This window comes from Streptomyces sp. NPDC045967 (assembly GCF_056430495.1).
The window spans coordinates 270,710-291,957 of sequence record NZ_JBWKLE010000005.1 but is presented as its reverse complement, the minus strand read 5'-3'; the positions used below and the strand labels follow the sequence as shown (position 1 = coordinate 291,957).

23 protein-coding genes, 1 pseudogene and 1 riboswitch are annotated in these 21,248 nt (G+C 73.2%); of the genes and pseudogenes, 12 read left to right on the top strand and 12 right to left on the bottom strand.

Annotated features, from left to right (window positions below):
* Window positions 1–88 precede the first annotated feature (88 nt).
* Window positions 89–240, top strand: a riboswitch (SAM riboswitch).
* From thrC to groL, 4 genes are all read left to right on the top strand, one after another.
* Window positions 234–1,532, top strand: a complete 1,299-nt coding sequence (thrC, locus tag AC07FY_RS14180; RefSeq protein ID WP_479005193.1) for a threonine synthase — start codon at window positions 234–236, stop codon at window positions 1,530–1,532. Its footprint overlaps the riboswitch before it by 7 nt.
* 35 nt (window positions 1,533–1,567) lie before the next feature.
* Entirely contained in the window at window positions 1,568–1,843 is a 276-nt protein-coding gene (locus AC07FY_RS14175; protein WP_479005190.1) for a MoaD/ThiS family protein, read from the top strand.
* Window positions 1,844–2,234: 391 nt separating this feature from the next.
* Window positions 2,235–2,441, top strand: a complete 207-nt coding sequence (locus tag AC07FY_RS14170) for a cold-shock protein (RefSeq protein WP_030009783.1) — start codon at window positions 2,235–2,237, stop codon at window positions 2,439–2,441.
* Between the two features lie 312 nt (window positions 2,442–2,753).
* Entirely contained in the window at window positions 2,754–4,376 is a 1,623-nt protein-coding gene (gene groL / locus AC07FY_RS14165; RefSeq protein WP_479005187.1) for a chaperonin GroEL, read from the top strand.
* A 165-nt stretch (window positions 4,377–4,541) separates the two neighbouring features.
* On the opposite strand, the gene AC07FY_RS14160 is transcribed toward groL, so the two are convergent.
* On the bottom strand, window positions 4,542–4,967 hold the full coding sequence (locus AC07FY_RS14160) for a GNAT family N-acetyltransferase (RefSeq protein ID WP_479005184.1): 426 nt from the start codon (window positions 4,965–4,967) through the stop codon (window positions 4,542–4,544).
* Between the two features lie 27 nt (window positions 4,968–4,994).
* On the opposite strand from AC07FY_RS14160, the gene AC07FY_RS14155 reads away from it, so the two are divergent.
* Both AC07FY_RS14155 and AC07FY_RS14150 read left to right on the top strand, forming a co-directional pair.
* Window positions 4,995–5,609 carry a phosphoribosylanthranilate isomerase gene (locus AC07FY_RS14155; RefSeq protein WP_479005181.1) on the top strand — a complete coding sequence of 205 codons (615 nt, stop codon included), beginning with the start codon at window positions 4,995–4,997 and terminating at the stop codon, window positions 5,607–5,609.
* A 70-nt stretch (window positions 5,610–5,679) separates the two neighbouring features.
* On the top strand, window positions 5,680–6,423 hold the full coding sequence (locus AC07FY_RS14150; protein ID WP_479005178.1) for a LamG domain-containing protein: 744 nt from the start codon (window positions 5,680–5,682) through the stop codon (window positions 6,421–6,423).
* 37 nt (window positions 6,424–6,460) lie between these two features.
* On the opposite strand, the gene AC07FY_RS14145 is transcribed toward AC07FY_RS14150, so the two are convergent.
* On the bottom strand, window positions 6,461–6,826 hold the full coding sequence (locus tag AC07FY_RS14145; RefSeq protein WP_479005175.1) for a protease inhibitor I9 family protein: 366 nt from the start codon (window positions 6,824–6,826) through the stop codon (window positions 6,461–6,463).
* Window positions 6,827–7,073: 247 nt separating this feature from the next.
* On the opposite strand from AC07FY_RS14145, the gene AC07FY_RS14140 reads away from it, so the two are divergent.
* The gene (locus tag AC07FY_RS14140; RefSeq protein ID WP_479005172.1) at window positions 7,074–8,345 is read left to right on the top strand and encodes a S8 family peptidase; all 1,272 of its coding nucleotides are present in this window, start codon (window positions 7,074–7,076) and stop codon (window positions 8,343–8,345) included.
* A gap of 114 nt (window positions 8,346–8,459) precedes the next feature.
* On the opposite strand, the gene AC07FY_RS14135 is transcribed toward AC07FY_RS14140, so the two are convergent.
* The 5 genes and pseudogenes from AC07FY_RS14135 to AC07FY_RS14115 form a co-directional block, all read right to left on the bottom strand.
* Complete coding sequence (locus AC07FY_RS14135; protein ID WP_479005169.1) at window positions 8,460–8,594, bottom strand: hypothetical protein; 135 nt, start codon at window positions 8,592–8,594, stop codon at window positions 8,460–8,462.
* A gap of 182 nt (window positions 8,595–8,776) precedes the next feature.
* Window positions 8,777–10,246, bottom strand: coding sequence for a PTS transporter subunit EIIC (locus tag AC07FY_RS14130; protein ID WP_479005166.1), 1,470 nt, complete (start codon window positions 10,244–10,246; stop codon window positions 8,777–8,779).
* Between the two features lie 52 nt (window positions 10,247–10,298).
* Window positions 10,299–11,276 (bottom strand): N-acetylmuramic acid 6-phosphate etherase, encoded by a 978-nt coding sequence (murQ, locus tag AC07FY_RS14125; RefSeq protein WP_479005489.1) that lies wholly within the window; start codon window positions 11,274–11,276, stop codon window positions 10,299–10,301.
* A 36-nt stretch (window positions 11,277–11,312) separates the two neighbouring features.
* A pseudogene (locus tag AC07FY_RS14120) lies at window positions 11,313–11,491 on the bottom strand (RpiR family transcriptional regulator); the annotation flags it as partial.
* Window positions 11,485–11,754, bottom strand: a complete 270-nt coding sequence (locus AC07FY_RS14115; RefSeq protein WP_479005163.1) for a hypothetical protein — start codon at window positions 11,752–11,754, stop codon at window positions 11,485–11,487. The gene AC07FY_RS14115 and the pseudogene AC07FY_RS14120, both read right to left, overlap by 7 nt.
* Before the next feature lie 100 nt (window positions 11,755–11,854).
* On the opposite strand from AC07FY_RS14115, the gene AC07FY_RS14110 reads away from it, so the two are divergent.
* Entirely contained in the window at window positions 11,855–12,226 is a 372-nt protein-coding gene (locus AC07FY_RS14110; RefSeq protein ID WP_479005161.1) for a hypothetical protein, read from the top strand.
* Window positions 12,223–12,489 (top strand): DUF4031 domain-containing protein, encoded by a 267-nt coding sequence (locus AC07FY_RS14105; protein ID WP_479005158.1) that lies wholly within the window; start codon window positions 12,223–12,225, stop codon window positions 12,487–12,489. The genes AC07FY_RS14110 and AC07FY_RS14105 overlap by 4 nt, the downstream gene beginning before the upstream one ends.
* Before the next feature lie 24 nt (window positions 12,490–12,513).
* On the opposite strand, the gene AC07FY_RS14100 is transcribed toward AC07FY_RS14105, so the two are convergent.
* Window positions 12,514–13,755 carry a Cmx/CmrA family chloramphenicol efflux MFS transporter gene (locus AC07FY_RS14100; protein WP_479005488.1) on the bottom strand — a complete coding sequence of 414 codons (1,242 nt, stop codon included), beginning with the start codon at window positions 13,753–13,755 and terminating at the stop codon, window positions 12,514–12,516.
* Window positions 13,756–13,812: 57 nt separating this feature from the next.
* Window positions 13,813–14,499, bottom strand: a complete 687-nt coding sequence (locus AC07FY_RS14095) for an HD domain-containing protein (protein ID WP_479005156.1) — start codon at window positions 14,497–14,499, stop codon at window positions 13,813–13,815.
* 110 nt (window positions 14,500–14,609) lie between these two features.
* Here AC07FY_RS14095 and AC07FY_RS14090 point away from each other — a divergent pair, with 110 nt between their 5' ends.
* Complete coding sequence (locus tag AC07FY_RS14090; RefSeq protein WP_479005154.1) at window positions 14,610–15,302, top strand: copper homeostasis protein CutC; 693 nt, start codon at window positions 14,610–14,612, stop codon at window positions 15,300–15,302.
* 297 nt (window positions 15,303–15,599) lie between these two features.
* Here AC07FY_RS14090 and AC07FY_RS14085 read toward each other — a convergent pair whose 3' ends face one another.
* Complete coding sequence (locus tag AC07FY_RS14085) at window positions 15,600–17,582, bottom strand: HelD family protein (RefSeq protein ID WP_479005485.1); 1,983 nt, start codon at window positions 17,580–17,582, stop codon at window positions 15,600–15,602.
* A gap of 498 nt (window positions 17,583–18,080) precedes the next feature.
* Here AC07FY_RS14085 and AC07FY_RS14080 point away from each other — a divergent pair, with 498 nt between their 5' ends.
* Window positions 18,081–18,266, top strand: coding sequence for a hypothetical protein (locus AC07FY_RS14080; protein ID WP_479005151.1), 186 nt, complete (start codon window positions 18,081–18,083; stop codon window positions 18,264–18,266).
* A 15-nt stretch (window positions 18,267–18,281) separates the two neighbouring features.
* Here the strand turns inward: AC07FY_RS14080 and AC07FY_RS14075 are convergent, their stop codons facing one another.
* Window positions 18,282–19,925 (bottom strand): DNA repair helicase XPB, encoded by a 1,644-nt coding sequence (locus AC07FY_RS14075; protein ID WP_479005148.1) that lies wholly within the window; start codon window positions 19,923–19,925, stop codon window positions 18,282–18,284.
* 186 nt (window positions 19,926–20,111) lie between these two features.
* On the opposite strand from AC07FY_RS14075, the gene AC07FY_RS14070 reads away from it, so the two are divergent.
* On the top strand, window positions 20,112–20,615 hold the full coding sequence (locus AC07FY_RS14070; protein ID WP_479005146.1) for an N-acetyltransferase: 504 nt from the start codon (window positions 20,112–20,114) through the stop codon (window positions 20,613–20,615).
* Here the strand turns inward: AC07FY_RS14070 and AC07FY_RS14065 are convergent.
* A complete protein-coding gene (locus tag AC07FY_RS14065; RefSeq protein WP_479005144.1) occupies window positions 20,600–21,190 on the bottom strand; it encodes a DUF4291 domain-containing protein in 591 nt (196 codons plus the stop codon). The two genes, AC07FY_RS14070 and AC07FY_RS14065, sit on opposite strands and share 16 nt — an antisense overlap.
* Between the last annotated feature and the right edge of the window lie 58 nt (window positions 21,191–21,248).

Here is a 21,248-nt window from a genome sequence, read left to right as displayed (position 1 = left end):
TGAACAACGCGCAGGACCGCCGCATGCCGGGGGCCCTTCGCGTACAAACGCACCGGCGCGCCACAGAGCGCGTGTGCCGGTGCCATACCGCTCATCCAGAGGGGCAGAGGGACACGGCCCGTTGAAGCCCCGGCAACCCTCCAGTCGGTTCTCGTGATGCGACACGCATCCTGCGGGGCCCCGGCTAGGGAAGGTGCCAATTCCGTCTCATGGCGAAGTGCGCCATGGGGAAGATGAGGAGAAAGGGCCTCGCCATCATGGCTGCACAGACTGTTCCCACCTCTGTCGATCTCGGACCCGCCACCGGACTTTCCTGTCGCGAGTGCGGTACCCGTTTCGAACTCGGCCCCCTCTTCGCGTGCGTCGAGTGCTTCGGACCCCTGGAAGTCGCCTACGACCTCCCCACGGGCGATCCGGCCGCCCTGCGCGCCGCGATCGAGGCCGGCCCGAACAACATCTGGCGCTACGCGCCGCTCCTGCCGGTCCCCGCGGACGTGGCGTCCAAGCCCAGTCTGAACCCCGGCTTCACCAAGCTCGTGGACGCGGCCAACCTCGCCAAGGAACTCGGCGTCACCGGCAAGCTCTACGTCAAGGACGACTCCGGCAACCCGACGCACTCCTTCAAGGACCGCGTCGTGGCCATCGCCGTCGAGGCGGCCCGCGCCTTCGGCTTCACCACCCTCTCCTGCTCCTCCACCGGCAACCTGGCCGGCGCCGTCGGCGCCGCGGCCGCCCGGGCCGGTTTCCGCTCCTGCGTGTTCATCCCGCACGACCTGGAGCAGGGCAAGGTCGTCATGGCCGGTGTCTACGGCGGCGAGCTCGTCGGCATCGAGGGCAACTACGACGACGTGAACCGCTTCTGCTCCGAGCTCATCGGCGACCCGCTGGGCGAGGGCTGGGGCTTCGTCAACGTCAACCTGCGCCCGTACTACGGCGAGGGCTCCAAGACCCTGGCGTACGAGATCTGCGAGCAGCTCGGCTGGCGGCTGCCCGACCAGATCGTCATCCCGATCGCGTCCGGCTCGCAGCTCACGAAGATCGACAAGGGTCTGCAGGAGCTGATCAGGCTGGGCCTGGTCGAGGACAGGCCGTACAAGATCTTCGGCGCCCAGGCCGAGGGCTGCTCCCCGGTGTCGACCGCCTTCAAGGCCGGTCACGACGTGGTCCGCCCCCAGAAGCCGAACACCATCGCCAAGTCCCTGGCGATCGGCAACCCGGCGGACGGCCCGTACGTCCTGGACATCGCACGGCGCACCGGCGGCTTCGTCGAGGACGTCACCGACGAGCAGGTCGTCGAGGCCATCAAGATCCTCGCCCAGACCGAGGGCATCTTCGCCGAGACCGCGGGCGGCGTGACCGTCGGCGTGACGAAGAAGCTGATCGAGAACGGGCAGCTGGACCCCGCCCTGACCACCGTCATCCTGAACACCGGTGACGGCCTGAAGACCCTGGAGGCGGTGGCCGCGGACAGCGGCCAGACCGCCACCATCCGCCCGAGCCTGGACGCGTTCCGCGCCGCCGGCCTGGCCTGACCCTCCCCTGATACTCCCGGAAAGGCAGTAGCGCCATGAGCGTCATCGTCCGCATCCCCACCATCCTGCGCACCTACACCGGCGGTCAGGCCGAGGTCCCGGCCGAGGGCGCCACCCTCGCCGAGGTCATCGAGTCCCTGGAGAAGAGCCACCCGGGCATCGCCGCGCGCGTCCTGGACGACCAGGGCAAGCTCCGCCGGTTCGTCAACGTCTACGTGAACGACGACGACGTGCGCTTCGAGGGCGGGCTGCAGGCGGCGACGCCGGACGGCGCGGGCGTCTCGATCATTCCCGCGGTCGCCGGGGGCTGACCGTTCGGGCGCCGGAAACCGTAATTACCCCCTCCGTTAATAAGCGGAGGGGGTAATTCTGTTTGATTGGGCGCGGTAGGGTTGGGGAAGTCCCCTCCGCCGGTCTTGCCACCCGCATATGAACCGGTCGCGCCAGGGTCGACATCGGGTCAATGTGCAAGTGCGCTATGGGCTATTGGCGAGCTATGCCGGGCCCGAGTTGCCCGGGAATCTGCCGGATTTTCAGTCTTTTTCGATATTTCCCCGTGTCCAGAATTCTCGTCGGATTGACCTGTTGCAGACAGCACCGGCGCGGATACATTCAGCCTCGGTCGACGCGTTCCGACGCAAGTGATGACCCGGGATCGCGAAGTGCGTTCCTGCGCAAGGGCCAGTAATAGGGGAGTTAGGCATGGCTCAGGGCACCGTCAAGTGGTTCAACGCGGAGAAGGGCTACGGCTTCATCGCGGTCGACGGTGGTGCGGATGTGTTCGTCCACTACAGCGCCATCCAGATGGACGGGTACCGCACCCTTGAAGAGGGTCAGCGGGTCGAGTTCGAGATCTCGCAGGGCCAGAAGGGTCCGCAGGCGGACATGGTCAAGCTCGCACTCGGCTAGTACTGGCGCGATCGACCGCCCACGCGTACAGAGGGGCCCACATCCCGGAGACGGGATGTGGGCCCCTCGCGCGTGGGGGTGTGTCCACACGTGTTCACCGGGGTGTTCGTCCAAGCCGCTTGCACTCGCGGGGGTCGAGTGCTAATCATTGGCGTTAGCACTCTCCAGGTGAGAGTGCTACTGAAACGAGGACCGGGTCGGTGAGGCCCGCGGGGTTCGGCGGGAAGGAACCGCCGAACACGCAGGCCGTCCGTCGCGGGCGCGGGCGCGGTCCTGGGAGCAATCCACCGCTGTCCGGGAGGACCACTTCAGATGGCCAAGATCATTGCGTTCGACGAGGAGGCCCGGCGCGGTCTCGAGCGTGGGATGAACCAGCTCGCCGACGCCGTCAAGGTCACCCTTGGCCCCAAGGGTCGCAACGTCGTCCTTGAGAAGAAGTGGGGCGCCCCCACGATCACCAACGATGGTGTCTCCATCGCCAAGGAGATCGAGCTCGAGGACCCGTACGAGAAGATCGGCGCCGAGCTGGTCAAGGAAGTCGCCAAGAAGACGGACGACGTCGCCGGCGACGGTACGACCACCGCGACCGTGCTCGCCCAGGCGCTCGTCCGCGAGGGCCTGCGCAACGTGGCGGCCGGCGCCAACCCGATGGCCCTCAAGCGTGGTATCGAGAAGGCCGTCGAGGCCGTCTCCGCCGCCCTGCTCGCCCAGGCCAAGGATGTCGAGACCAAGGAGCAGATCGCTTCCACGGCCTCCATCTCCGCCGCCGACACCCAGATCGGCGAGCTCATCGCCGAGGCCATGGACAAGGTCGGCAAGGAAGGCGTCATCACCGTCGAGGAGTCCCAGACCTTCGGTCTGGAGCTCGAGCTCACCGAAGGCATGCGCTTCGACAAGGGCTACATCTCGGCGTACTTCGCCACCGACATGGAGCGTATGGAGTCGTCCCTCGACGACCCGTACATCCTGATCGTCAACTCCAAGATCGGCTCGGTCAAGGACCTGCTGCCGCTCCTGGAGAAGGTCATGCAGTCCGGCAAGCCGCTGCTGATCATCGCCGAGGACGTCGAGGGCGAGGCCCTGTCGACCCTGGTCGTCAACAAGATCCGCGGCACCTTCAAGTCCGTCGCCGTCAAGGCCCCGGGCTTCGGCGACCGCCGCAAGGCCATGCTCGGCGACATCGCCATCCTCACCGGTGGCACGGTCATCTCCGAGGAGGTCGGCCTCAAGCTCGAGAACGCCGGTCTCGACCTGCTCGGCCGCGCCCGCAAGGTCGTCATCACCAAGGACGAGACCACCATCGTCGACGGTGCCGGTGACAGCGACCAGGTCCAGGGCCGCGTCAACCAGATCCGCGCCGAGATCGAGAACTCCGACTCGGACTACGACCGCGAGAAGCTCCAGGAGCGCCTCGCGAAGCTGGCCGGCGGCGTGGCCGTCATCAAGGCCGGCGCCGCGACCGAGGTCGAGCTCAAGGAGCGCAAGCACCGCATCGAGGACGCCGTTCGCAACGCGAAGGCGGCCGTCGAGGAGGGCATCGTCGCCGGTGGTGGCGTGGCCCTGCTCCAGGCCTCCTCGGTCTTCGAGAAGCTCGACCTGCAGGGTGACGAGGCGACCGGCGCCAACGCCGTGAAGCTCGCCCTGGAGGCTCCGCTCAAGCAGATCGCCGTCAACGGCGGTCTCGAGGGTGGCGTCGTCGTGGAGAAGGTCCGCAACCTCACCGTGGGCTGGGGCCTCAACGCCGCGACCGGCGAGTACGTGGACATGATCGCCGAGGGCATCATCGACCCGGCGAAGGTCACGCGCTCCGCGCTGCAGAACGCCGCGTCGATCGCCGCGCTGTTCCTCACCACGGAGGCCGTCATCGCCGACAAGCCCGAGAAGGCCGGTGCCCCCGCGGGCGGCGGCATGCCGGGTGGTGACATGGACTTCTGATCGGCCCCGGCTGATCGGCTGTTCTCGAACGAGGGCGGCACCCCCCGCGGGGGGTGCCGCCCTCGGGCGTTGTGCGGCGCGCGGCGGCGGGGGCCGCGTCCGGCGGGAGGCCGCCGGTCCGGCGGGGCGGCGCTCCGGCCCGCGGGCGGCGGCGCTCCGGCCGGCTCAGAGCTGCTTGAGGAAGTACACGTCCTCGTGCCCGCCCGGGAAGCCCGGCACCCGGGCCGTCTCCACATAGCCGTGCCGGGCGTAGAAGGCGGGCGCCTGGAAGGTGAAGGAGGAGACGAGGACGCTCACGCAGCCCCGGCGGCGCGCCTCCGCCTCCGCCGCGGCCAGCAGCCTGCCGCCCCAGCCGCCGCCCCGGCTGTCCTCCCGCACCCAGGTCATCTCTATGCCCGCCCGGTCGCCCCAGCTCCAGCCGCTGAGCCCGGCGACGAGCGAGCCGTCGGCGTCCGTGATCCGCACGGTGAACTCGGACTGCTCGTGCCCCGTGGTCGCCGCCTGGTTGAAGGCGTCCAGTTCCTTGCTCAGCCGCTCGTCGAGTCCGGCATCCGGACCACCCGTGCTGATCTGCACTCCCTTGTCGTTCATCCGCTCATTCTGAGGTTGACTACAGACATGACGGAACCCTTCATCAAGATCTGCGGCCTGCGGACCGCGCACGACGTCGACGCGGCCGTCCGCGCCGGCGCGCACGCCGTCGGGTTCGTCTTCGCCCCCGGCAGCCCCCGCACCGTCGACGCCGCCACCGCCCGCGCGCTCGCCGCCCGGGTCCCGGACGGGGTGCTCACCGTCGGGGTGTACCGGGGGCAGTCGATCGAGGAGGTCCGGCGGCTCACCGAGGACAGCGGTGTGCGCGCCGTGCAACTCCACGGGGACGAGGGCCCCGAGTACTACGCGGCGCTGCGCGCCCCCGGCCGGACGCTGCTGCGGGCGACCGCCGGGCAGGTGGCGCGCTGCGGAGAGCTCGGTGAGGACCTGCTGCTGCTCGACGCCCCCGACCCCGGCTCCGGCACGCCGTGGAACTGGGGCTCCGCGCAGTTCACCGCGCCCGAGGGGCGCTGGCTGCTCGCGGGCGGCCTCACCCCCGCCAACGTCCGGGCGGCCGTCGAGACCACCGGCGCGTGGGGCGTGGACGTCTCCAGCGGGGTGGAGCGGGAGCGCGGGGTCAAGTCCCCGGAGTTGATCCGCGCCTTCGTCGAAGCTGCGCTCGGGGCGGCCGCCACGCGCTGAGCGTGTTCGTATGATTACTCTCAGCGAGAACGCGGGAGTGGGGCCAGGCCGGGGCGGGAAGAACATTCCCATGGTCACGGACACGCTCGCATGGCTACGGCGCCTGGCGCGCCGCGTCACCCCGGGCGGTGGGGACGGCCGCGGACCGCTGCTGCCCTCGCCCCGGCGCACTCCCGTCTTCACCGCCGACTTCTCCTCCACCACCCAATGGGTCGCGGGCCGCTCCTGGGCCTATCCCGACGGCGGCCCCACCAACCCGGGCGACAACAAGCTCGACCACCTCGTCGCCGACCCCGACTACAGCCGCGGCGGCGTCTTCCGGGCGACGCCCCGCCCCGACGGCAACTGGGACACCGGTCTGCTCACCACCGAGGGCAGCGAAGAGGGCTTCGCGCTGCGCACCGGCGACGTGCTGGAGGCGCGGGTGCGGCTGCCCGTGGAGGTGGGCGCCTGGCCCGCGATCTGGACCTGGCGGGACGGCGACCAGGAGATCGACGTCTTCGAGTACCACCCCGACAACCCGGACCTGCTGGAACTCTCCAACCACGTCCGCCAGGCCCACCGCTACCACCGGGACCCGTCGGTGCGGCCCGGGGCCTGGGTCGACCTCAAGGTCGAGTTCGGCAGGAATTCGGTCGTCTGGTGGGTCAACGGCGCCCGCGTGTTCGCCGACCGCAAGGGGGTGGGCCGGTCCTGGTGGGCCTACCTCATCGTGAACCTCTCGGTCTCGGCCGGCCGCTACCACCCGGCGCCCGGCCCGGAGGTGACGGAAATGTCGTACGAGGTCTCGCGGTTGCGGGTGTACCGGACGTAGGGCACGTCCTCCGGGGCGCGCCGGGGAACGGCCGGCGTCAGCGGGCGCCGCCGGAGGAGGCGGCCCCGTCCTCCTGGACCGACTCCACCGGGGCGGCCGCCCGCAGCGCCTCGACCTGCTCGGGCGAGAGCCGGGCGGCGAAGCCGTTCAGCGCGTGCCGGTAGACGTGCAGCGGGGTGACGCCGTGGGCCTCGGCGACGGCGGCCGGGTCGAGACCGGGGTGCACGGTGACGATGTAGGAGGGGTCGTCGGCGGTGGCGGTGGTGGCGGCGTCCCGGGACGCGGTGACGGCGGCGGCTCCCGTCGCGGGGGCGGTGGCCGCCGTGGCGGGCAGGCCGACGGCGGCGGACAGGACGGCGAGGGCGGCGGCGAGGGGCAGGGCCCGGCTCAGGCGGTTGTGCATGGGGGGAGGGCATCACGGCCGGCGGGCCCGGTCAACGACGTCCGGGGGTGTGGCGGGGGCACCGGGGGGCGCGGCGGCCCTGCGCCCCCGAGGTGGGTGGGGGCCGTACGGATGAGGGGCGGTTCAAGCAGGTCCGAGGCGGCGCCGACGTGGCACCGATGGAACCGGGAGCCGCCCCGCCGGAGCACACGGCACGGTGGAGCGGCGCCCTCCGTGCCGGACCGTCCACCCCTCAGGAGTCCCTTCCATGCGCCTGATCGTCCGTATGGCCACCGCCGCCCTCATCACCCTCGCGCCGGTCGCGGCCGGGACGGCGTCCGCTGCCGCGCCCGAGCCGACGCCCGTTCCCACGCCCGTTGCGACACCCGTGCCGAGGCCCGTTGCGACGCCCGTGCCGCTGCGGACGTCCGCCAGCGCCGTCGCCGGGGAGTACATCGTGACCGTCGGCAAGGCCGTGGACGCGGCCGCGCTGGCAAAGCGGCTGGAGCTGGAGCCGAAGCACGTCTACGGGTCCGCCCTCAACGGGTTCGCGGCGGCCCTCACCCGGCCCCAGCTGGACATCGTCCGGGCCAGCCCCGGGGTGACGGCGGTCGAGGAGAACACGCGGGTGGCCTCCGGCCCGACGCCCGTCGCCGGTGGCGCGGGGGCGGGCGCGGGCGCCGGCGCGCCTACGCGCACGAGCCGGGCGCCGTCCTCGTCCTGGGGCCTGGACCGGATCGACCAGCGGACGTCGCCGCTGGACGGCGACTACACCGTCGACGGCACCGGCGCCGGGGTGAGCGTCTACGTCCTCGACACCGGCATCGACTTCGCCCACACCGAGTTCGGCGGCCGCGCGAAGCCCGGCTACGACGCCATGCCGGACGCCGCGACCCAGCAGGGCCAGGACTGCAACGGCCACGGCACGCACGTCGCGGGCACGATCGCCGGTTCCACGTACGGCGTCGCGCGCAAGGCGAGCCTGGTCGGGGTGCGCGTGCTCGGCTGCGACGGCACGGGCTCCTACGCCGGGCTGCTCGCGGGCCTGGACTGGGTGGCCGCGAACGCCCGGCAGCCGGCCGTCCTGAACGCCTCCCTGGGCGGCCCCCGCTCCGAGGTCCTCAACGACGCGGTCGACGCCCTCGCCGACGCGGGCGTCCTGCCCGTCGTCGCGGCGGGCAACGCGGCGCAGGACGCCTGCGAGGTCTCGCCCGCCTCGGCGGGCGGCGCGCTCACCGTGGCGGCGAGCAACCGCTGGGACGAGGAGACGAGCTTCTCCAACTACGGCGGCTGCGTCGGCCTGTTCGCCCCCGGTCAGGAGATCGCCTCCGCGCGGCTGGGCGGCGGCAGCACGGCCCTCAGCGGCACGTCGATGGCCGCGCCGCACGTCACCGGTGTCGTCGCGCTGTACAAGGAGGCGCACCCGGGCGAGCTCCCGGCGGACATCGCCGCCTTCCTGGCCGAGAAGTCCACGAAGGACGTCCTGACGTCGGTCAGCAAGGGCACACCGAACCGCCTGCTGTTCACCGCCGGCCTCTGACCCGGCCGGTGGCCGCGCTCGGCGGTGGCGCGATTGACCCGGTCCCCTTCCCGCGGACGGCGGCTGCCGGGCGCGGACGCGTCCGAGGGCCGCGTCTTCAGGCGGCGAAGTCCTTCAACGCTTCGGTGTCGAGGGTGATGCCGACTTTCCCTGGACGAACTCGAGGGTGACTGTCTCGGGAGCCGCCCGGGCGATCTGCTCGAATTCCTCGACGTCCATCTGGGGGTGCTCGGCGAAGCTGGGGGTCATGGTGTCGCCTCCTCGACACCATGGTGCCCCGTGGGCCCGGCGGCGGATCGCGTGAAGCGTCATGCACGGCTCCGATCGGTGCGGCTGCCGGCACACGCTGGAGGCATATGCGGCGCCGCATCCGCCGATCGCGTCGGGATGACCCGATCGTGTGCCCGGCGCGCATGCCCGGCCCGCCCCCGTCAGGTCAGGGCCGGTTCCTTGGTGGGGGGTGGGGTGGTGGTCGGGGTCGGATCGTTGTTCAGGTCGGTCAGCATCTGGCGGGTGAAGCCGAAGAAGTACGTGGCGAGGAAGCCCACCAGGTAGCCCACCCCCAGGCCGCCCGCGTAGATCACCAGCGTGGAGACCCAGCCCGACGTGCCGTCGAGCAGCGGGAACAGGGCCCAGCCCGAGGGGCCGATGGCCGTGGAGCCGAAGGCGACGCCGAGCTGGTTGCACAGGCCGACGAAGGCCCCGCCGGCCGCGCCGCCGGCGCAGGCGGTGACGAACGGGCGGCCGAGGGGCAGGGAGACCCCGTAGATCAGGGGCTCGCCGACGCCCAGGACGCCGGCCGGCAGCGCGGACTTGATGGTGGTGCGCAGCGAACCGTTGCGCGGCAGGCGGTAGTAGACGGCGATGGCCGCGCCGACCTGGCCCGCGCCGGCCATGGCGAGGATCGGCAGCAGGACGGTGTAGCCGGACTGCTCGATGAGCGTGGTGTGGATCGGGATGAGGGCCTGGTGCAGGCCCAGCATGACGAGCGGGAGGAAGAGACCGCCCAGCACCAGCCCGGCGAAGGCGCCGCCGGTCGCGAGCAGCCGGTCGGCGAACGTACCGATGGCCTGCGACGCCTCACCGGCGAGGAACATCAGGCCGAAGATCGTGACCAGGCCCGCGACCAGGACGGTGAGGGTGGGGGTGACCAGCACGTCCACGGCCTCGGGGACCCACCTGCGGCACCACTTCTCGACGTGGACGGCGAGCACGGCGGCGGCGAGCGCGCCGAGGACGCCGCCCTGGCCGGGCTTGAGCTCCATCCCGAACGCGGTGATCTTCGCGACGCCGGGGAAGACGATGATCGCGGCGACGGCGCCGCCCAGGACGGGTGTACCGCCGAACTCCTTGGCGGTGTTGTAGCCGACGAAGACCGCGATCAGCGACATGAATCCGGCGGACATCGCGGCGAGCGCCGGGACGATGCCGGGCAGCCAGCCCGCGTTCGTGAGCACGCCGTTCAGCCCGGCGATGATGCCGCAGCCGATGAGGGCCGGGATCAGCGGGACGAAGATGTTCGCGACACGGCGCAGGAGGAGCTTGAACGGGGTCGCGTTGCGGGCCTTCTGCGCCGCCTTCAACGCCGCGCCCCGGTCGGCCAGTTCCTCCGCCGTGACCGGGGGCGCGGCCGCGGTGGAGCGGCCCTCCTCGACCAGTGCCTCGAACTCGGGGGTGACGCGGGCGACGGTGCCCGGGCCCAGCACGATCTGGTACGTCTCGTCCTCGACCACGCCCAGGACCGCGGGCAGCGCCCGCAGGGCCTCGTCGTCGACCAGTGAGCGGTCCAGCAGGCCGATGCGCAGGCGGGTCATGCAGTGTGCGACGGATGCGATGTTGTCCGGGCCGCCGACCAGAGGAAGGATCGCGGCGGCTGTGGCGCGGTTCTTGTCAGGGGACATGCGGGGTCGCCTTGCTCTCGGAGGGCGGGGCAGCGGGTGGCCGGGTTACGGGTCACCGGGTCCGGAGGTCGGCCGGGGCCTCGGCCCGGTCCGCGGCGCGGGCGTCGGCGAGTGCGTCGGCGAGGGCCGCGCGGAGGTGGCCCGAAGAGGCGGCGAGCAGTTCGGCGGCCCGGGGCCCGTCGACGCCGCCGAGGACGACGAGGATCGCGTGCTTGACCTCGCCGCCGGTTGCCGTCAGCGCCGCCTCGATCTCCGCGTCGGGCGCGCCGGTGGCCAGCGCCACGATGCGGCGGGCGCGGGCGCGCAGCTTCTCGTTCGAGGAGCGCATGTCGACCATCAGGTTCCCGTACGTCTTCCCGAGCCGGATCATGGTGATGGTCGAGATGAGGTTGAGCACGAGCTTCTGCGCGGTGCCCGCCTTGAGACGGGTGGAGCCGGTGAGCAGTTCGGGGCCGACGACGACCTCGATGCCGTGGTCGGCGGCGGCGGCGAGCGCGGAGCCCGCGTTGCAGGACAACCCGACGGTGAGCGCGCCGCGCGTACGGGCGAACTCGACGGCGCCGATCGCGTACGGCGTGCGGCCGGAGGCGGAGACGCCGACGACGGTGTCCTCGGCGGTCAGGGCGAGCGCGGTGAGGTCCTCGGCGGCCAGCTCCGCGGAGTCCTCGGCGCCTTCGACGGCCTCGACCACGGCGCGGGGGCCGCCCGCGATGAGGCCGACGACCTGCGCCGGGTCGGTGTTGAAGGTGGGCGGGCACTCGCTGGCGTCCAGGACGCCCATCCGGCCCGCGGTCCCCGCCCCCGCGTAGACCAGGCGCCCGCCGCGGGCCATGCGGGCGGCGATCGCGTCGACGGCGGCGGCGATCGCCGGGAGCTGCGCGGCGACGGCGGCCGGGACGGTGGCGTCCTCGGCGTTCATCGTGCGGGCGATCTCCAGGGTGGACAGCCGGTCGATGTCGGCCAGTTCGGGGCGGAACGCCTCGGTGGTCAGGGTCTCCAGCTGGGCGCGGAGTTCGGCGTACGCGGTCATGGACGGGGGCTCCTGGCGGCTCGGCGGCTGGCTTCGGCGGGCGGTGCGGCGGTGGGCGAGGGCTTCGTACGAGGCGGCGAGGGCGGGGCGGCGGTGTCGTACGTCTGCTGCGCGACACCCGCGAAGGGGCGGTCGACGACGAGCCGCCGGCTGGTGCGGCCGGACCGGGCGGCCGGCCGCAGAGGGCTCTCGCGGGCGGCGGAGGGGGTCAGGACCACGCCGCGGTGAGCCGGGAGCAGCCGGCGGGACCGGCGGCGACGGCCTCGGCGGCGGCCCGCACGGACCGCGTCACGGAGGCGCCGAGCCCCCGCCCCCGCAACGCGCCCCCGGCCGGGACCGGGACCGGGGCCGGGAGGACGCCAACGGGGGCCGCGGGGGCGGGCTGGGTCCGCGGGGTGGGGGACTGCGTTCCGGCCCCGTTCCCGGAGCCGGTCTGCGGAGCGGGCGTGCTGGACGTTTCCTTCGTCTCCTTGCGCACGCCTGAAAGCTATTTTCGGGACCGCGGGGCGTCAAGGAGCCATGGGGCCGGAGCGAAGAGGACCTTCACCACTTCGCCCATACGGGGCCACAATGGCCCCATGGACCACGCGACCCCTCTGGAACAGGCGCTGCACGTCGCCCGCGCACTCGTACTCGCCGACCTCGCCGCCGGCCAGGTCGCCGACGCCGGCGTCGTCTCCCTCGTCGAGGACTCGGTCACGCACCGCCGGTGGTGGGTGGAGCAGTGGCCCGAGGGGGTCGGCTGCCTCGCCGGGCTCGTCGCCCAGGACGTGCAGGACGCGCTGCTGGACAAGTACGGCCGCTGGCCCCTGTGCCCGGTGTGCGCGCACGGCGAACCGCACGCCCTCGACGTGGAACCGGAACTCGGCCCCGACCCGCACTGGGTGTGCTCGGAGGCGGGCGTACGGGTGGCCTCGGTGGGCGGGCTCGGCCCGGTCCTCGGCCCGTGACCGTCTACATCGACCCGCCGACCTGGCCGGGCCACGGCCGCATGTGGTCGCACCTGGTCAGCGACGTGTCGTACGAGGAACTGCACGCCTTCGCGGCGGCCATCGGCTGCCCGCCCCGCGCCTTCGAGCGGGACCACTACGACGTCCCCTCCCACCGCTACGCGGACGCGGTACGGGCCGGCGCGGTCGAGATAGGCAGCAAGGAACTGGTCCGCCGCCTGACGGCCGCGGGCCTGCGCCGCCCGAAGGGCCGCCCGGCGTGAGGGCCTGAGGCGTGCCGGGGCCGTTCAGCCGTGGGAGGCCGGCTGCGGCTCCTCGGCCGGCGGCCCGACCGGCCGCGCACCGGCGCCTCCCGAGGCGACCAGCCGGGTGCCCGCGACCGGGGCGCGGCGGTGCAGGCGCAGGGCCGTCGCGGTAAGGGCGAGGGCCGCGACGGTCATGGCCGCGCCGGCCCAGGCGGTGGCGGCGAAGCCGAGGCCGGCGTCGATGACCGTACCGCCGAGCCAGGGCCCGCCGGTGTTGCCGAGGTTGAAGGCCGCCGTGGTGGTGGCTCCGGCCAGGGTCGGGGCCGCGCCCGCCACGTTGAACATGCGGGCGTTGAGCGCGGGGGCGGTGAAGAAGGCCGAGACGCCGAGCAGGAACGACAGCGCGATCGCCGCGGCCGCGGACGGGGCCAGCAGGGCGAGGGCGGCGAGGAAGGCGGTCGAGGCGCTGATGCCCCAGATCATGACGCCGAACAGGTGCGCGTCGGCGATCCGGCCGCCGAGGGTGGTGCCGACCAGCGCGCCCGCCCCGAACAGGCCGAGGATCCACGGGACCCAGCCGGAGTCCAGCCCCGCCACGTCCGTGAGCAGCGGTGACAGGTAGCTGAAGGCGCAGAAGACGCCGCCCGCGGCGAGGGCCGTGATGCCGATGGAGAGCCACACCTGCCGGTCGCGGTAGATGCGCAGCTCACGGCCGAGCGAGGGCTTCTCGTCGGGCAGCGGGATCTTCGGGATCAGGGCCAGGATGCCGGCGAGGGCGACGGCGGAGGCCGCGCCGACCGACCAGAACGCGGAGCGCCAGCCCAGGTGCTCGCCCAGGAACGCCCCGGCCGGTACGCCGAGGACGTTCGCGATGGACAAGCCGCCGATCATGACGGCCATCGCGCGGGCCCGCTGGTCTTTGTCCACCATGGCGATGGCCACGGCCGCGCCCACGGCCCAGAAGCCGGCGCAGGCGAGGGCGGAGACCACGCGGGAGGCGAAGAGGAGCTCGTAGGAGGGGGCCAGCGCACCCGCGACCTGCCCGAGTCCGAAGAGGCCGATGAGGGAGACCAGGGTGGTGCGGCGCGGCAGGCGCAGGGTGGCCACGGCCAGCAGCGGCGCCCCGACGACCATGCCGATCGCGAAGGCGGAGATGAGCAGACCCGCCTGGGGGATGGTGACCCCCATGTCGTCGGCGATGGGCGGCAGCAGCCCGGAGAGCATGAACTCGCTGGTGCCGAGTGCGAAGACGGACAGGCCGAGGACGTAGACGGCGACGGGCATGCGGGGGCGGCGGGCGGCTTCTACGGGCATGGACGTCTTCAACCGCGGCGGACGCGGTCACATTCCCCCGGCGTCGAGCAGCGCGAGCTCGGTGGCGAGGTTGGCGCGCGCCGGGGCCTCCCAGTGAGCGGCTCCGTACGGGGTGCGGAAGAGCCTGGGCAGGGCGAGCAGCCGGCGGAGCACGTCGGCGCGGCCCGCGCCGAAGGCGTCGTCGGGGACGAACCCGTACTCCTCGCGCACGGCGGCGGCGTAGGCGGCGTACGCCTCGGGCGCTCCGGCCAGGACGGCGAGGTCCGCATCGCAGAGCGCCTCGCCGTTGGTGTCGCCGGGGGCGGGGTCGTGGGTGACGGTGAGCCGGACCAGGCGGGCCACCTCGGCGGTGCGCTCGGCGCCGACGCCGAGCTCGGGCAGGGCCCGCTCGGCGAGGGAGGCGCTGCGTTCCTCGTTCTCGGAGCGGTCGGGGCGGTAGACGGCGTCGTGGAACCAGGCGGCCAGCTCGACGGCGGCGGAGTCGGCGGCGTGCCCGGCCAGTACGTCGAGCCGTGCCAGTACGTCGGCCAGGTGCGCGGTGGTGTGGTAGCGGCGCTGCGGCTCCGCCCAGGCGGTGAGCAGGCGGTCCGCGTAGGGGGCGGGGTCGGGGCCGGTGGTGGCGGCGGTGGCCCGATCGGCGGTGGCGGCGGCGACGGTGGCCCGGAAGCGGGCGTGCAGGGCCGCGGGGTCGATGTGCGGAGTGCCTGTGTCCATGCGCACATTGTGGGGGTGGCGTGATGGTGCTGGTGAAGGGCGGGGGCAGGCCCGTACCCTTCGTATTGGACTAGACCTATTTTGTGCAGCTTCTCGAAGGATGGGATCGAATGAGCAACCGTGCGCTCCTGGAGGTGATCGCCCTCGACGCGGAGGACGCGATCGCGGCCCAGGCCGGTGGGGCGGACCGGCTCGAGCTGGTCACCGACATGGCCGCCGACGGGCTCACCCCGCCGCGCGAGACCTTCGCGGCGATCAGGGCGGCGGTCGACATCCCCCTGCGGGTGATGATCCGCAAGGCGGACGGTTTCGCGGCGGGCGAGGTTGCGGGGCTGGTGGCGGCGGCGCGGGAGCTGCGGGCGGAGGGGGCCGAGGAGTTCGTACTCGGCTTCCTGCACCCGGACGGCACCCCCGACCTGGCGGCGGTCGAGGCGGTGGTGGCGGAGCTGGACGGCTGCCGGTGGACCTTCCACCGGGCGATCGACCGCGCGGCGGACCGCGACGGCCTGCGCAAGGCCCTGGCGGACCAGCCGGGCCTGGACACCTACCTCACGGCGGGCTCGCCGGCCGGCGTCGACGAGGGCATGCCGGTGCTGATCGCGGAGAGGGAGGCGGCGGAGCGGGGGGAGCCGGGGTACGGGGCGCGGATCCTGGTCGGCGGGGGGCTGGGGCTGTCGCACCTGCCGATGCTGCGCTCGGCCGGGATCAACGCGTTCCACATCGGCGGCGCGGCCAGGCCCTCCGGGTGGGCGGGTCCGGTCTCGGCCAGGGCCGTTGCGCAGTGGCGGGCGGCGTTGGACTGAGCCGGGGCGCCGGGCGCCGGAGCGCCGGGCGCGGCCGTGAGCCGACCCGGAGCCGGGGCTTCGCCCCGTACCCCGCGCCTCAAACGCCGGCGGGGCTGGATTGGTCCGCCTCAAACGCCGGCGGGGCTGGATGTGCCCCTGCGCGTGGGGGTGGGTGGGCCTCAAGGCGCGGGGCTCCGCCCCGTACCCCGCGCCAAACGCCGGCGGGGCCGGATCGGCCCGCCTCAAGTGCCGGCGGGCGGATCGGCCCGCCTCGTACGCCGGTCGTCGGCGTTTGAGGCGCGGGGGCTGGGGCGGTCAGGTCAGGGATGGGGGGAGGGGGGACGCGTGGAGGGCTGTCAGGCCCGAGACGGCCCGGGTGAGGCAGACGTACAGCCGGCGCAGGCCGGTCCGTTCGTCCGGCTCGCCCCCGACGATCGCCGCGGGCTCGTCCAGGACCACGTAGTCGTACTCCAGACCCTTCGCCAACGACGCCGGCACCAGCGTCAGCCGGGACTCCGCCGTCGTCTCCTCGCCCGGCGACAGATACGCCAGCCCCGCCGCCCGCAGGGCCTCCGCCAGGGCCGGAACACGCGCGTCCGCCGCGATCAGCCCGATCGACCCCTCGTGCGCCAGCGACTCCCGGCAGGCCCCGACCACCGCCGTGACCAGGTCGTCCGCCGCCTCCACCGCGACGATCCGCAGCGACCCCGGAGCCTCCCGCACCGAGGCCACCGCCGCCAGCCCGGGGGCGATCGACGGCAGCAGCCGCGAGGCGTACGCGATCACCTCGCGCGGTACGCGGAAGCCCGCGGTCAGCTCCTCCACCACCGCCTGCGGCTTCCCGAGGTGCGCCAGCGCCTCGTCCCAGCCGCGCGTGGCCCACGGCGTGGTGCCCTGCGCCAGGTCCCCGAGCACCGTCACCGAACCCGTCTCGCAGCGCCGCCCCACCGCCCGGTACTGCATCGGCGACAGGTCCTGGGCTTCGTCGAGGACGACATGGCCCAGCGACGGCGTCCGCTCCACCAGGTCGGCCGCCTCGTCGATCAGGACCAGGTCCGCCGCCGACCACTTCGCCGACTTCACGCCGCGGAACGGCTTCGGCCACAGCAGCAGCTTCTGTTCCTCCGCCGTCAGCACGTCCGCCGCGTGCAACGCCAGGAAGTCCGGGTCGGACAGCAGCCGCAGCACCAGTTTCGCCGGATCGACCGGCGGCCAGATCTCCTTCACCGCCGCCTTCACGGCCGCGCCGCGCGCCACCGCGTCCTGCACCCGGTCGTCCGGCGCCTCACCCGCCTGCTCCATCCGTACGAGTACCGCGTGCGCGATCCGCCGCGGCAGGGCCTCGCGCGCCGCGCCGTAGCGGATGTCGCGGTTCTGCAGCTCCTCGACCATCTCGGCGATCTCGTACGCCGGCACCCGCCAGCGCCGCGACCCCCGCACCACCATCAGCGGCTCCGTGGGGTGCGTGACGTGCGAGGCGACCGCCCGGCGCAGCACCTGCGCCATCCGGGCATCGCCCTTGACCACGGCGGTTTCGGCCGGGTCGGTGCCGCTTGCCTCCAGGCCGTCGCGCGCCACCAGGTCGTCGACGGTGGCCTGCTTGACCTCCAACTCGCCCAGCGCGGGCAGCACCTGCTCGATGTAGTGCAGGAAGGAGCGGTTCGGTCCGATGACCAGGGTGCCGGTGCGGGCGAGCCGGTCGCGGTGCGCGTAGAGCAGGTACGCCACCCGGTGCAGGCCGACCGCCGTCTTCCCGGTGCCGGGGCCGCCCTGCACGCACACGGAGCCCGACAGCCCGGCGCGGACGATCTCGTCCTGCTCGGGCTGGATCGTGGCGACGATGTCCCGCATCGGGCCGACGCGCGGGCGCTCGATCTCCTGCTGGAGCAGCTTGCTGACGGCGGCCGCCTCGGAGGGGTCGGAGAGGTGCTCGTCCTCGTACGCCGTGAGCTCGCCGCCGGTGTAGCCGAACCGGCGGCGCAGCGCGACGTCCTGCGGGTCGGTCTTGGAGGCGCGGTAGAAAGGCTGGGAGACGGGCGCGCGCCAGTCGATGACCATCGGATCGCCGTCGGCGTCGTGGACGTGGCGGCGGCCGATGTAGAACTGCTCGCCCTCCGCACCCTCGGCGAGCTCCGCGCCGGGCGCGTGCAGGTAGTTCAGGCGGCCGAAGAAGAGGGGGGTGTGCGCCAGGTCGGCGAGGGCCTTGATCCGGTCGTCGATCTGGGCCTGGAGGACGATCGCGTTGACCCAGTTCGCGGTGACGTCGCGGATGTCGAGGGCCTCGACGTCCTCGCGCATGGCGCGGAGCGCGGCGCGGGAGGCGGCGAGGTGCGCGCGTTCGCGGGCGAGGGGATCGGTGCCGGGCTCGGCTGCGGGCGCGGTTCGGGGGGCGTGCGCGGGCACGGGACTGCCTCCGGTGGGTGGTGGGGACACAGGTGGCCCACCGGTTGCCGTCCGGTGGGCGGCTCTCCCCGGTGACGCGGCGGGAGGCGGCAAGAGCGGAGAGTGTAGTCACGGGTGCCCCGCCGCGCGAACGAATTGGGGAGCCGCCGGGCCCGGCCCCGCGATCCCGCGGCCGTGAGCCCTGCCGACCGAAGACCCCGCCGGGCCGCCGGTCCCTGGCCGTCGGGCGGGAGTCACCCCCCGGGTTTCACCCTCCGGGTTTCACCCCACGGGTGTCAGACCTCCGGCAGAGCCGGCAGGGAGCTCCGTGCACCCGGAGGAGGAGGCCGGAGGCCGGGAGGGTCCGCCCGCAGGGCGATGCCCCGGCGGGAGGCGCGGACGCACCATGGATCCATGAGCACCGCAACCCTCACCCCGACCCGGGGCGGCCGCCCGCGCGGCGCCACCGCCCCCTCCGACTCCGGTCCGCGCCGCGGCCTCGGCGGCCTGCTGCACGCCGCCAAGGTCTTCGCCGCGGCCGCCGTGAGCGTCGTCGTCCTCGGCGAGTACACCGAGGACGCGGGCGTCATGCGCCGCTGACCCCCCGCCGGGGCGTCAGTCGGTCGCCAGCAGCTCGTCGGCGTCCATGATGCGGTAGGCGTAGCCCTGCTCGGCGAGGAAGCGCTGGCGGTGCGCCGCGAAGTCCTGGTCGATGGTGTCGCGTGCGACCACCGAGTAGAAGCGCGCCTCGTGGCCGTCCGCCTTCGGACGCAGCACGCGCCCCAGCCGCTGCGCCTCCTCCTGGCGGGAGCCGAAGGTGCCCGACACCTGGATGGCGACCGTCGCCTCGGGCAGGTCGATCGAGAAGTTGGCGACCTTCGACACGACCAGCACGCTGATCTCGCCCTGCCGGAAGGCGTCGAAGAGCTTCTCGCGCTGCGCGTTGGAGGTCTCGCCCTTGATGACCGGAGCGTCCAGGTGCTCGCCCAGCTCGTCGAGCTGGTCGATGTACTGCCCGATCACCAGCGTCTGCTCACCCTGGTGCTTGCGCACCAGCGCCTCGGTGACCTTGCGCTTCGTCGCCGTCGTCGCACAGAAGCGGTACTTCTCCTCCGTCTCGGCGGTCGCGTACGCGAGGCGCTCCGACTCGGTCAGGTTCACCCGCACCTCGACGCAGTCGGCGGGCGCGATGTAGCCCTGCGCCTCGATCTCCTTCCACGGCGCGTCGAACCGCTTCGGCCCGATGAGCGAGAAGACGTCCGACTCGCGTCCGTCCTCCCGGACCAGGGTCGCGGTCAGGCCGAGCCTCCGGCGCGCCTGGAGGTCGGCGGTGAACTTGAACACCGGCGCGGGCAGCAGGTGCACCTCGTCGTAGACGATCAGGCCCCAGTCCCGGGAGTCGAACAGCTCCAGGTGCGGGTAGACGCCCTTCCGCTTGGTCGTGAGGACCTGGTACGTGGCGATCGTGACGGGCCGGATCTCCTTGCGGGTCCCGGAGTACTCGCCGATCTCCTCCTCCGTCAGCGAGGTCCGCTTGACCAGCTCGTGCTTCCACTGGCGGGCCGAGACGGTGTTGGTGACCAGGATCAGCGTGGTCGCCTTGGCCTTCGCCATCGCCCCGGCGCCGACCAGCGTCTTGCCCGCGCCGCAGGGCAGCACGACCACGCCGGAACCGCCGTGCCAGAACCCCTCGACGGCCTGCTGCTGGTACGGGCGGAGCGCCCAGCCGTCCTCGGCCAGGTCGATGGCGTGGGCCTCGCCGTCGACGTATCCGGCGAGGTCCTCGGCCGGCCAGCCCAGCTTGAGCAGCGTCTGCTTGATCTGCCCGCGCTCGGAGGGGTGCACGGCCACGGTGTCGGCGTCGAGCCGCGCCCCGACGAGCGGGGTGATCCGCTTGGACCGCAGGATCTCCTCCAGGACGGGCCGGTCGGTGCAGGTCAGGACCAGCCCGTGCACCGGGTGCTTGGAGAGGGTCAGGCGCCCGTAGCGGGCCATCGTCTCGGCGACGTCGACGAGCAGGGCGTGCGGGACGGGGTACCGGGAGAACTCGACCAGGGCGTCGACGACCTGCTCGGCGTCATGCCCGGCGGCCCGGGCGTTCCACAGGCCGAGCGGGGTGATCCGGTAGGTGTGGATGTGCTCGGGGGCCCGCTCCAACTCGGCGAAGGGAGCGATCGCCCGCCGCGCGGCTCCGGCGAGCTCGTGGTCGACCTCGAGAAGGAGTGTCTTGTCGCTCTGGACGATGAGAGGCCCGTTCACGCACTTCCCTTTCCGGCAGATGGGTGGTCCACCCGGGCGCGGGTGGCCAAACCTCCAGTGTGCCGCATCGGGGCGCCGGCGGGGCGGTGCGTGCTGACCGGCGCCGGACGGCCGGGGGCTCGGGCCCGGCTGGAGCGCGGGGGAAAGCGGCTGACGGTGGGGGAGGGGGGTGCGTAGGGTCCGGGCATGAGTGGTGATCAGCACAGTTTCGTGCCCGCCGGATTCGAGGTGCCGACGGCCCTCGCCGGTGCGGGTTTCCGGCTCGAGCCGCTGGGTGGGCGGCACAACGCACGGGACCACGCCGCCTGGAGCGGGAGCATCGGGCACATCCGGGCGACGCCCGGGTTCGCGGGGCGCGGGTGGCCGCCCCGGGAGGGGATGTCCGCCGAGGCGAACCTCGCCGACCTGGAACGGCACGCGCGGGACTTCGCCGAGCGGCGGGGGTTCACCTACAGCGTGCTGGAGGGGGACGCGCACGGGGGCGGCGAGGGGGAGGCGGACCGGGAGGCGGAGGTCATCGGGTGCCTGTACGTCTACCCGGGCAGGGAGAATCCCCGGCGGGTCCACGTCAGCTCGTGGGTGCGCGCCGACCGGGCGCATCTGGACCGCCCGCTGTACGAGGCGGTCAGCCGGTGGCTCGCCGAGGTCTGGCCCTTCGACGCCGAGCGGATCGACTACGCGCCCAGGTGAGGCAAGGGGCCCGACGGGTACGGGGTCTCCGGCGGGAGCAGGGCCCGGGCGGCCGCCGCCTCGCCGGAGCGGAGCAGGGAGTGGATCCGCCGGGCCAGCGGGGTGACGTCGCGGACGGCGACGGTCCAGGTGTCGGCGTAGGCCCGCGACGCCGGCCCGGACAGGCCGAGCTGGAGCGAGCGGTACGGCAGCGGGTTCAGGTGGAGGTCGCGCTCCGGGTCCCACTGGACCCGGGCCGCCGTCTCGCGCAGCGACCGCTGCCAGGCGGCGCGGTCCGCGTGCACCGCGGGGTCGTAGTGGGACAGGCAGGCTCCGCGCAGCGCCTCGTCGAAGCCGGACCGGGTGATCTCGATCGCCAGGACCGTCTCCTGGTCGGTCTTCGTGGCCCAGCCGCAGCGGTACATCATCCACAGGAACGACGGCTTGATCCATGTCATCCGCTCCCGCTTCCAGGCGGGCGGGAACCGGCCGTCCCGGGCCGCCGGCTGCCCGAGCGACGGGGAGTACGCCTGGTAGACGGTGATCGTGGTGTCGGTGTGGAGGGCGCGGATCGCCCGTGACGGAGGGGTGTGCATGGGGGCAGCCTGGCGTGGCGCCGCCGCGCCGGGCCAGTGGTTTTCCGGGGGCCCGGGC

Excerpts from the sequence above, each read along its gene's own strand:
- thrC (WP_479005193.1), top strand. The coding sequence starts at position 234 with ATGAGGAGAAAGGGCCTCGCCATCATGGCTGCACAGACTGTTCCCACC.
- AC07FY_RS14175 (WP_479005190.1), top strand. The coding sequence starts at position 1,568 with ATGAGCGTCATCGTCCGCATCCCCACCATCCTGCGCACCTACACCGGC.
- AC07FY_RS14170 (WP_030009783.1), top strand. The coding sequence starts at position 2,235 with ATGGCTCAGGGCACCGTCAAGTGGTTCAACGCGGAGAAGGGCTACGGC.
- groL (WP_479005187.1), top strand. The coding sequence starts at position 2,754 with ATGGCCAAGATCATTGCGTTCGACGAGGAGGCCCGGCGCGGTCTCGAG.
- AC07FY_RS14160 (WP_479005184.1), bottom strand. The coding sequence starts at position 4,967 with ATGAACGACAAGGGAGTGCAGATCAGCACGGGTGGTCCGGATGCCGGA.
- AC07FY_RS14155 (WP_479005181.1), top strand. The coding sequence starts at position 4,995 with ATGACGGAACCCTTCATCAAGATCTGCGGCCTGCGGACCGCGCACGAC.
- AC07FY_RS14150 (WP_479005178.1), top strand. The coding sequence starts at position 5,680 with ATGGTCACGGACACGCTCGCATGGCTACGGCGCCTGGCGCGCCGCGTC.
- AC07FY_RS14145 (WP_479005175.1), bottom strand. The coding sequence starts at position 6,826 with ATGCACAACCGCCTGAGCCGGGCCCTGCCCCTCGCCGCCGCCCTCGCC.
- AC07FY_RS14140 (WP_479005172.1), top strand. The coding sequence starts at position 7,074 with ATGCGCCTGATCGTCCGTATGGCCACCGCCGCCCTCATCACCCTCGCG.
- AC07FY_RS14135 (WP_479005169.1), bottom strand. The coding sequence starts at position 8,594 with ATGACCCCCAGCTTCGCCGAGCACCCCCAGATGGACGTCGAGGAATTC.
- AC07FY_RS14130 (WP_479005166.1), bottom strand. The coding sequence starts at position 10,246 with ATGTCCCCTGACAAGAACCGCGCCACAGCCGCCGCGATCCTTCCTCTG.
- murQ (WP_479005489.1), bottom strand. The coding sequence starts at position 11,276 with ATGACCGCGTACGCCGAACTCCGCGCCCAGCTGGAGACCCTGACCACC.
- AC07FY_RS14110 (WP_479005161.1), top strand. The coding sequence starts at position 11,855 with ATGGACCACGCGACCCCTCTGGAACAGGCGCTGCACGTCGCCCGCGCA.
- AC07FY_RS14100 (WP_479005488.1), bottom strand. The coding sequence starts at position 13,755 with ATGCCCGTCGCCGTCTACGTCCTCGGCCTGTCCGTCTTCGCACTCGGC.
- AC07FY_RS14095 (WP_479005156.1), bottom strand. The coding sequence starts at position 14,499 with ATGGACACAGGCACTCCGCACATCGACCCCGCGGCCCTGCACGCCCGC.
- AC07FY_RS14090 (WP_479005154.1), top strand. The coding sequence starts at position 14,610 with ATGAGCAACCGTGCGCTCCTGGAGGTGATCGCCCTCGACGCGGAGGAC.
- AC07FY_RS14085 (WP_479005485.1), bottom strand. The coding sequence starts at position 17,582 with ATGCGCGAGGACGTCGAGGCCCTCGACATCCGCGACGTCACCGCGAAC.
- AC07FY_RS14080 (WP_479005151.1), top strand. The coding sequence starts at position 18,081 with ATGAGCACCGCAACCCTCACCCCGACCCGGGGCGGCCGCCCGCGCGGC.
- AC07FY_RS14070 (WP_479005146.1), top strand. The coding sequence starts at position 20,112 with ATGAGTGGTGATCAGCACAGTTTCGTGCCCGCCGGATTCGAGGTGCCG.
- AC07FY_RS14065 (WP_479005144.1), bottom strand. The coding sequence starts at position 21,190 with ATGCACACCCCTCCGTCACGGGCGATCCGCGCCCTCCACACCGACACC.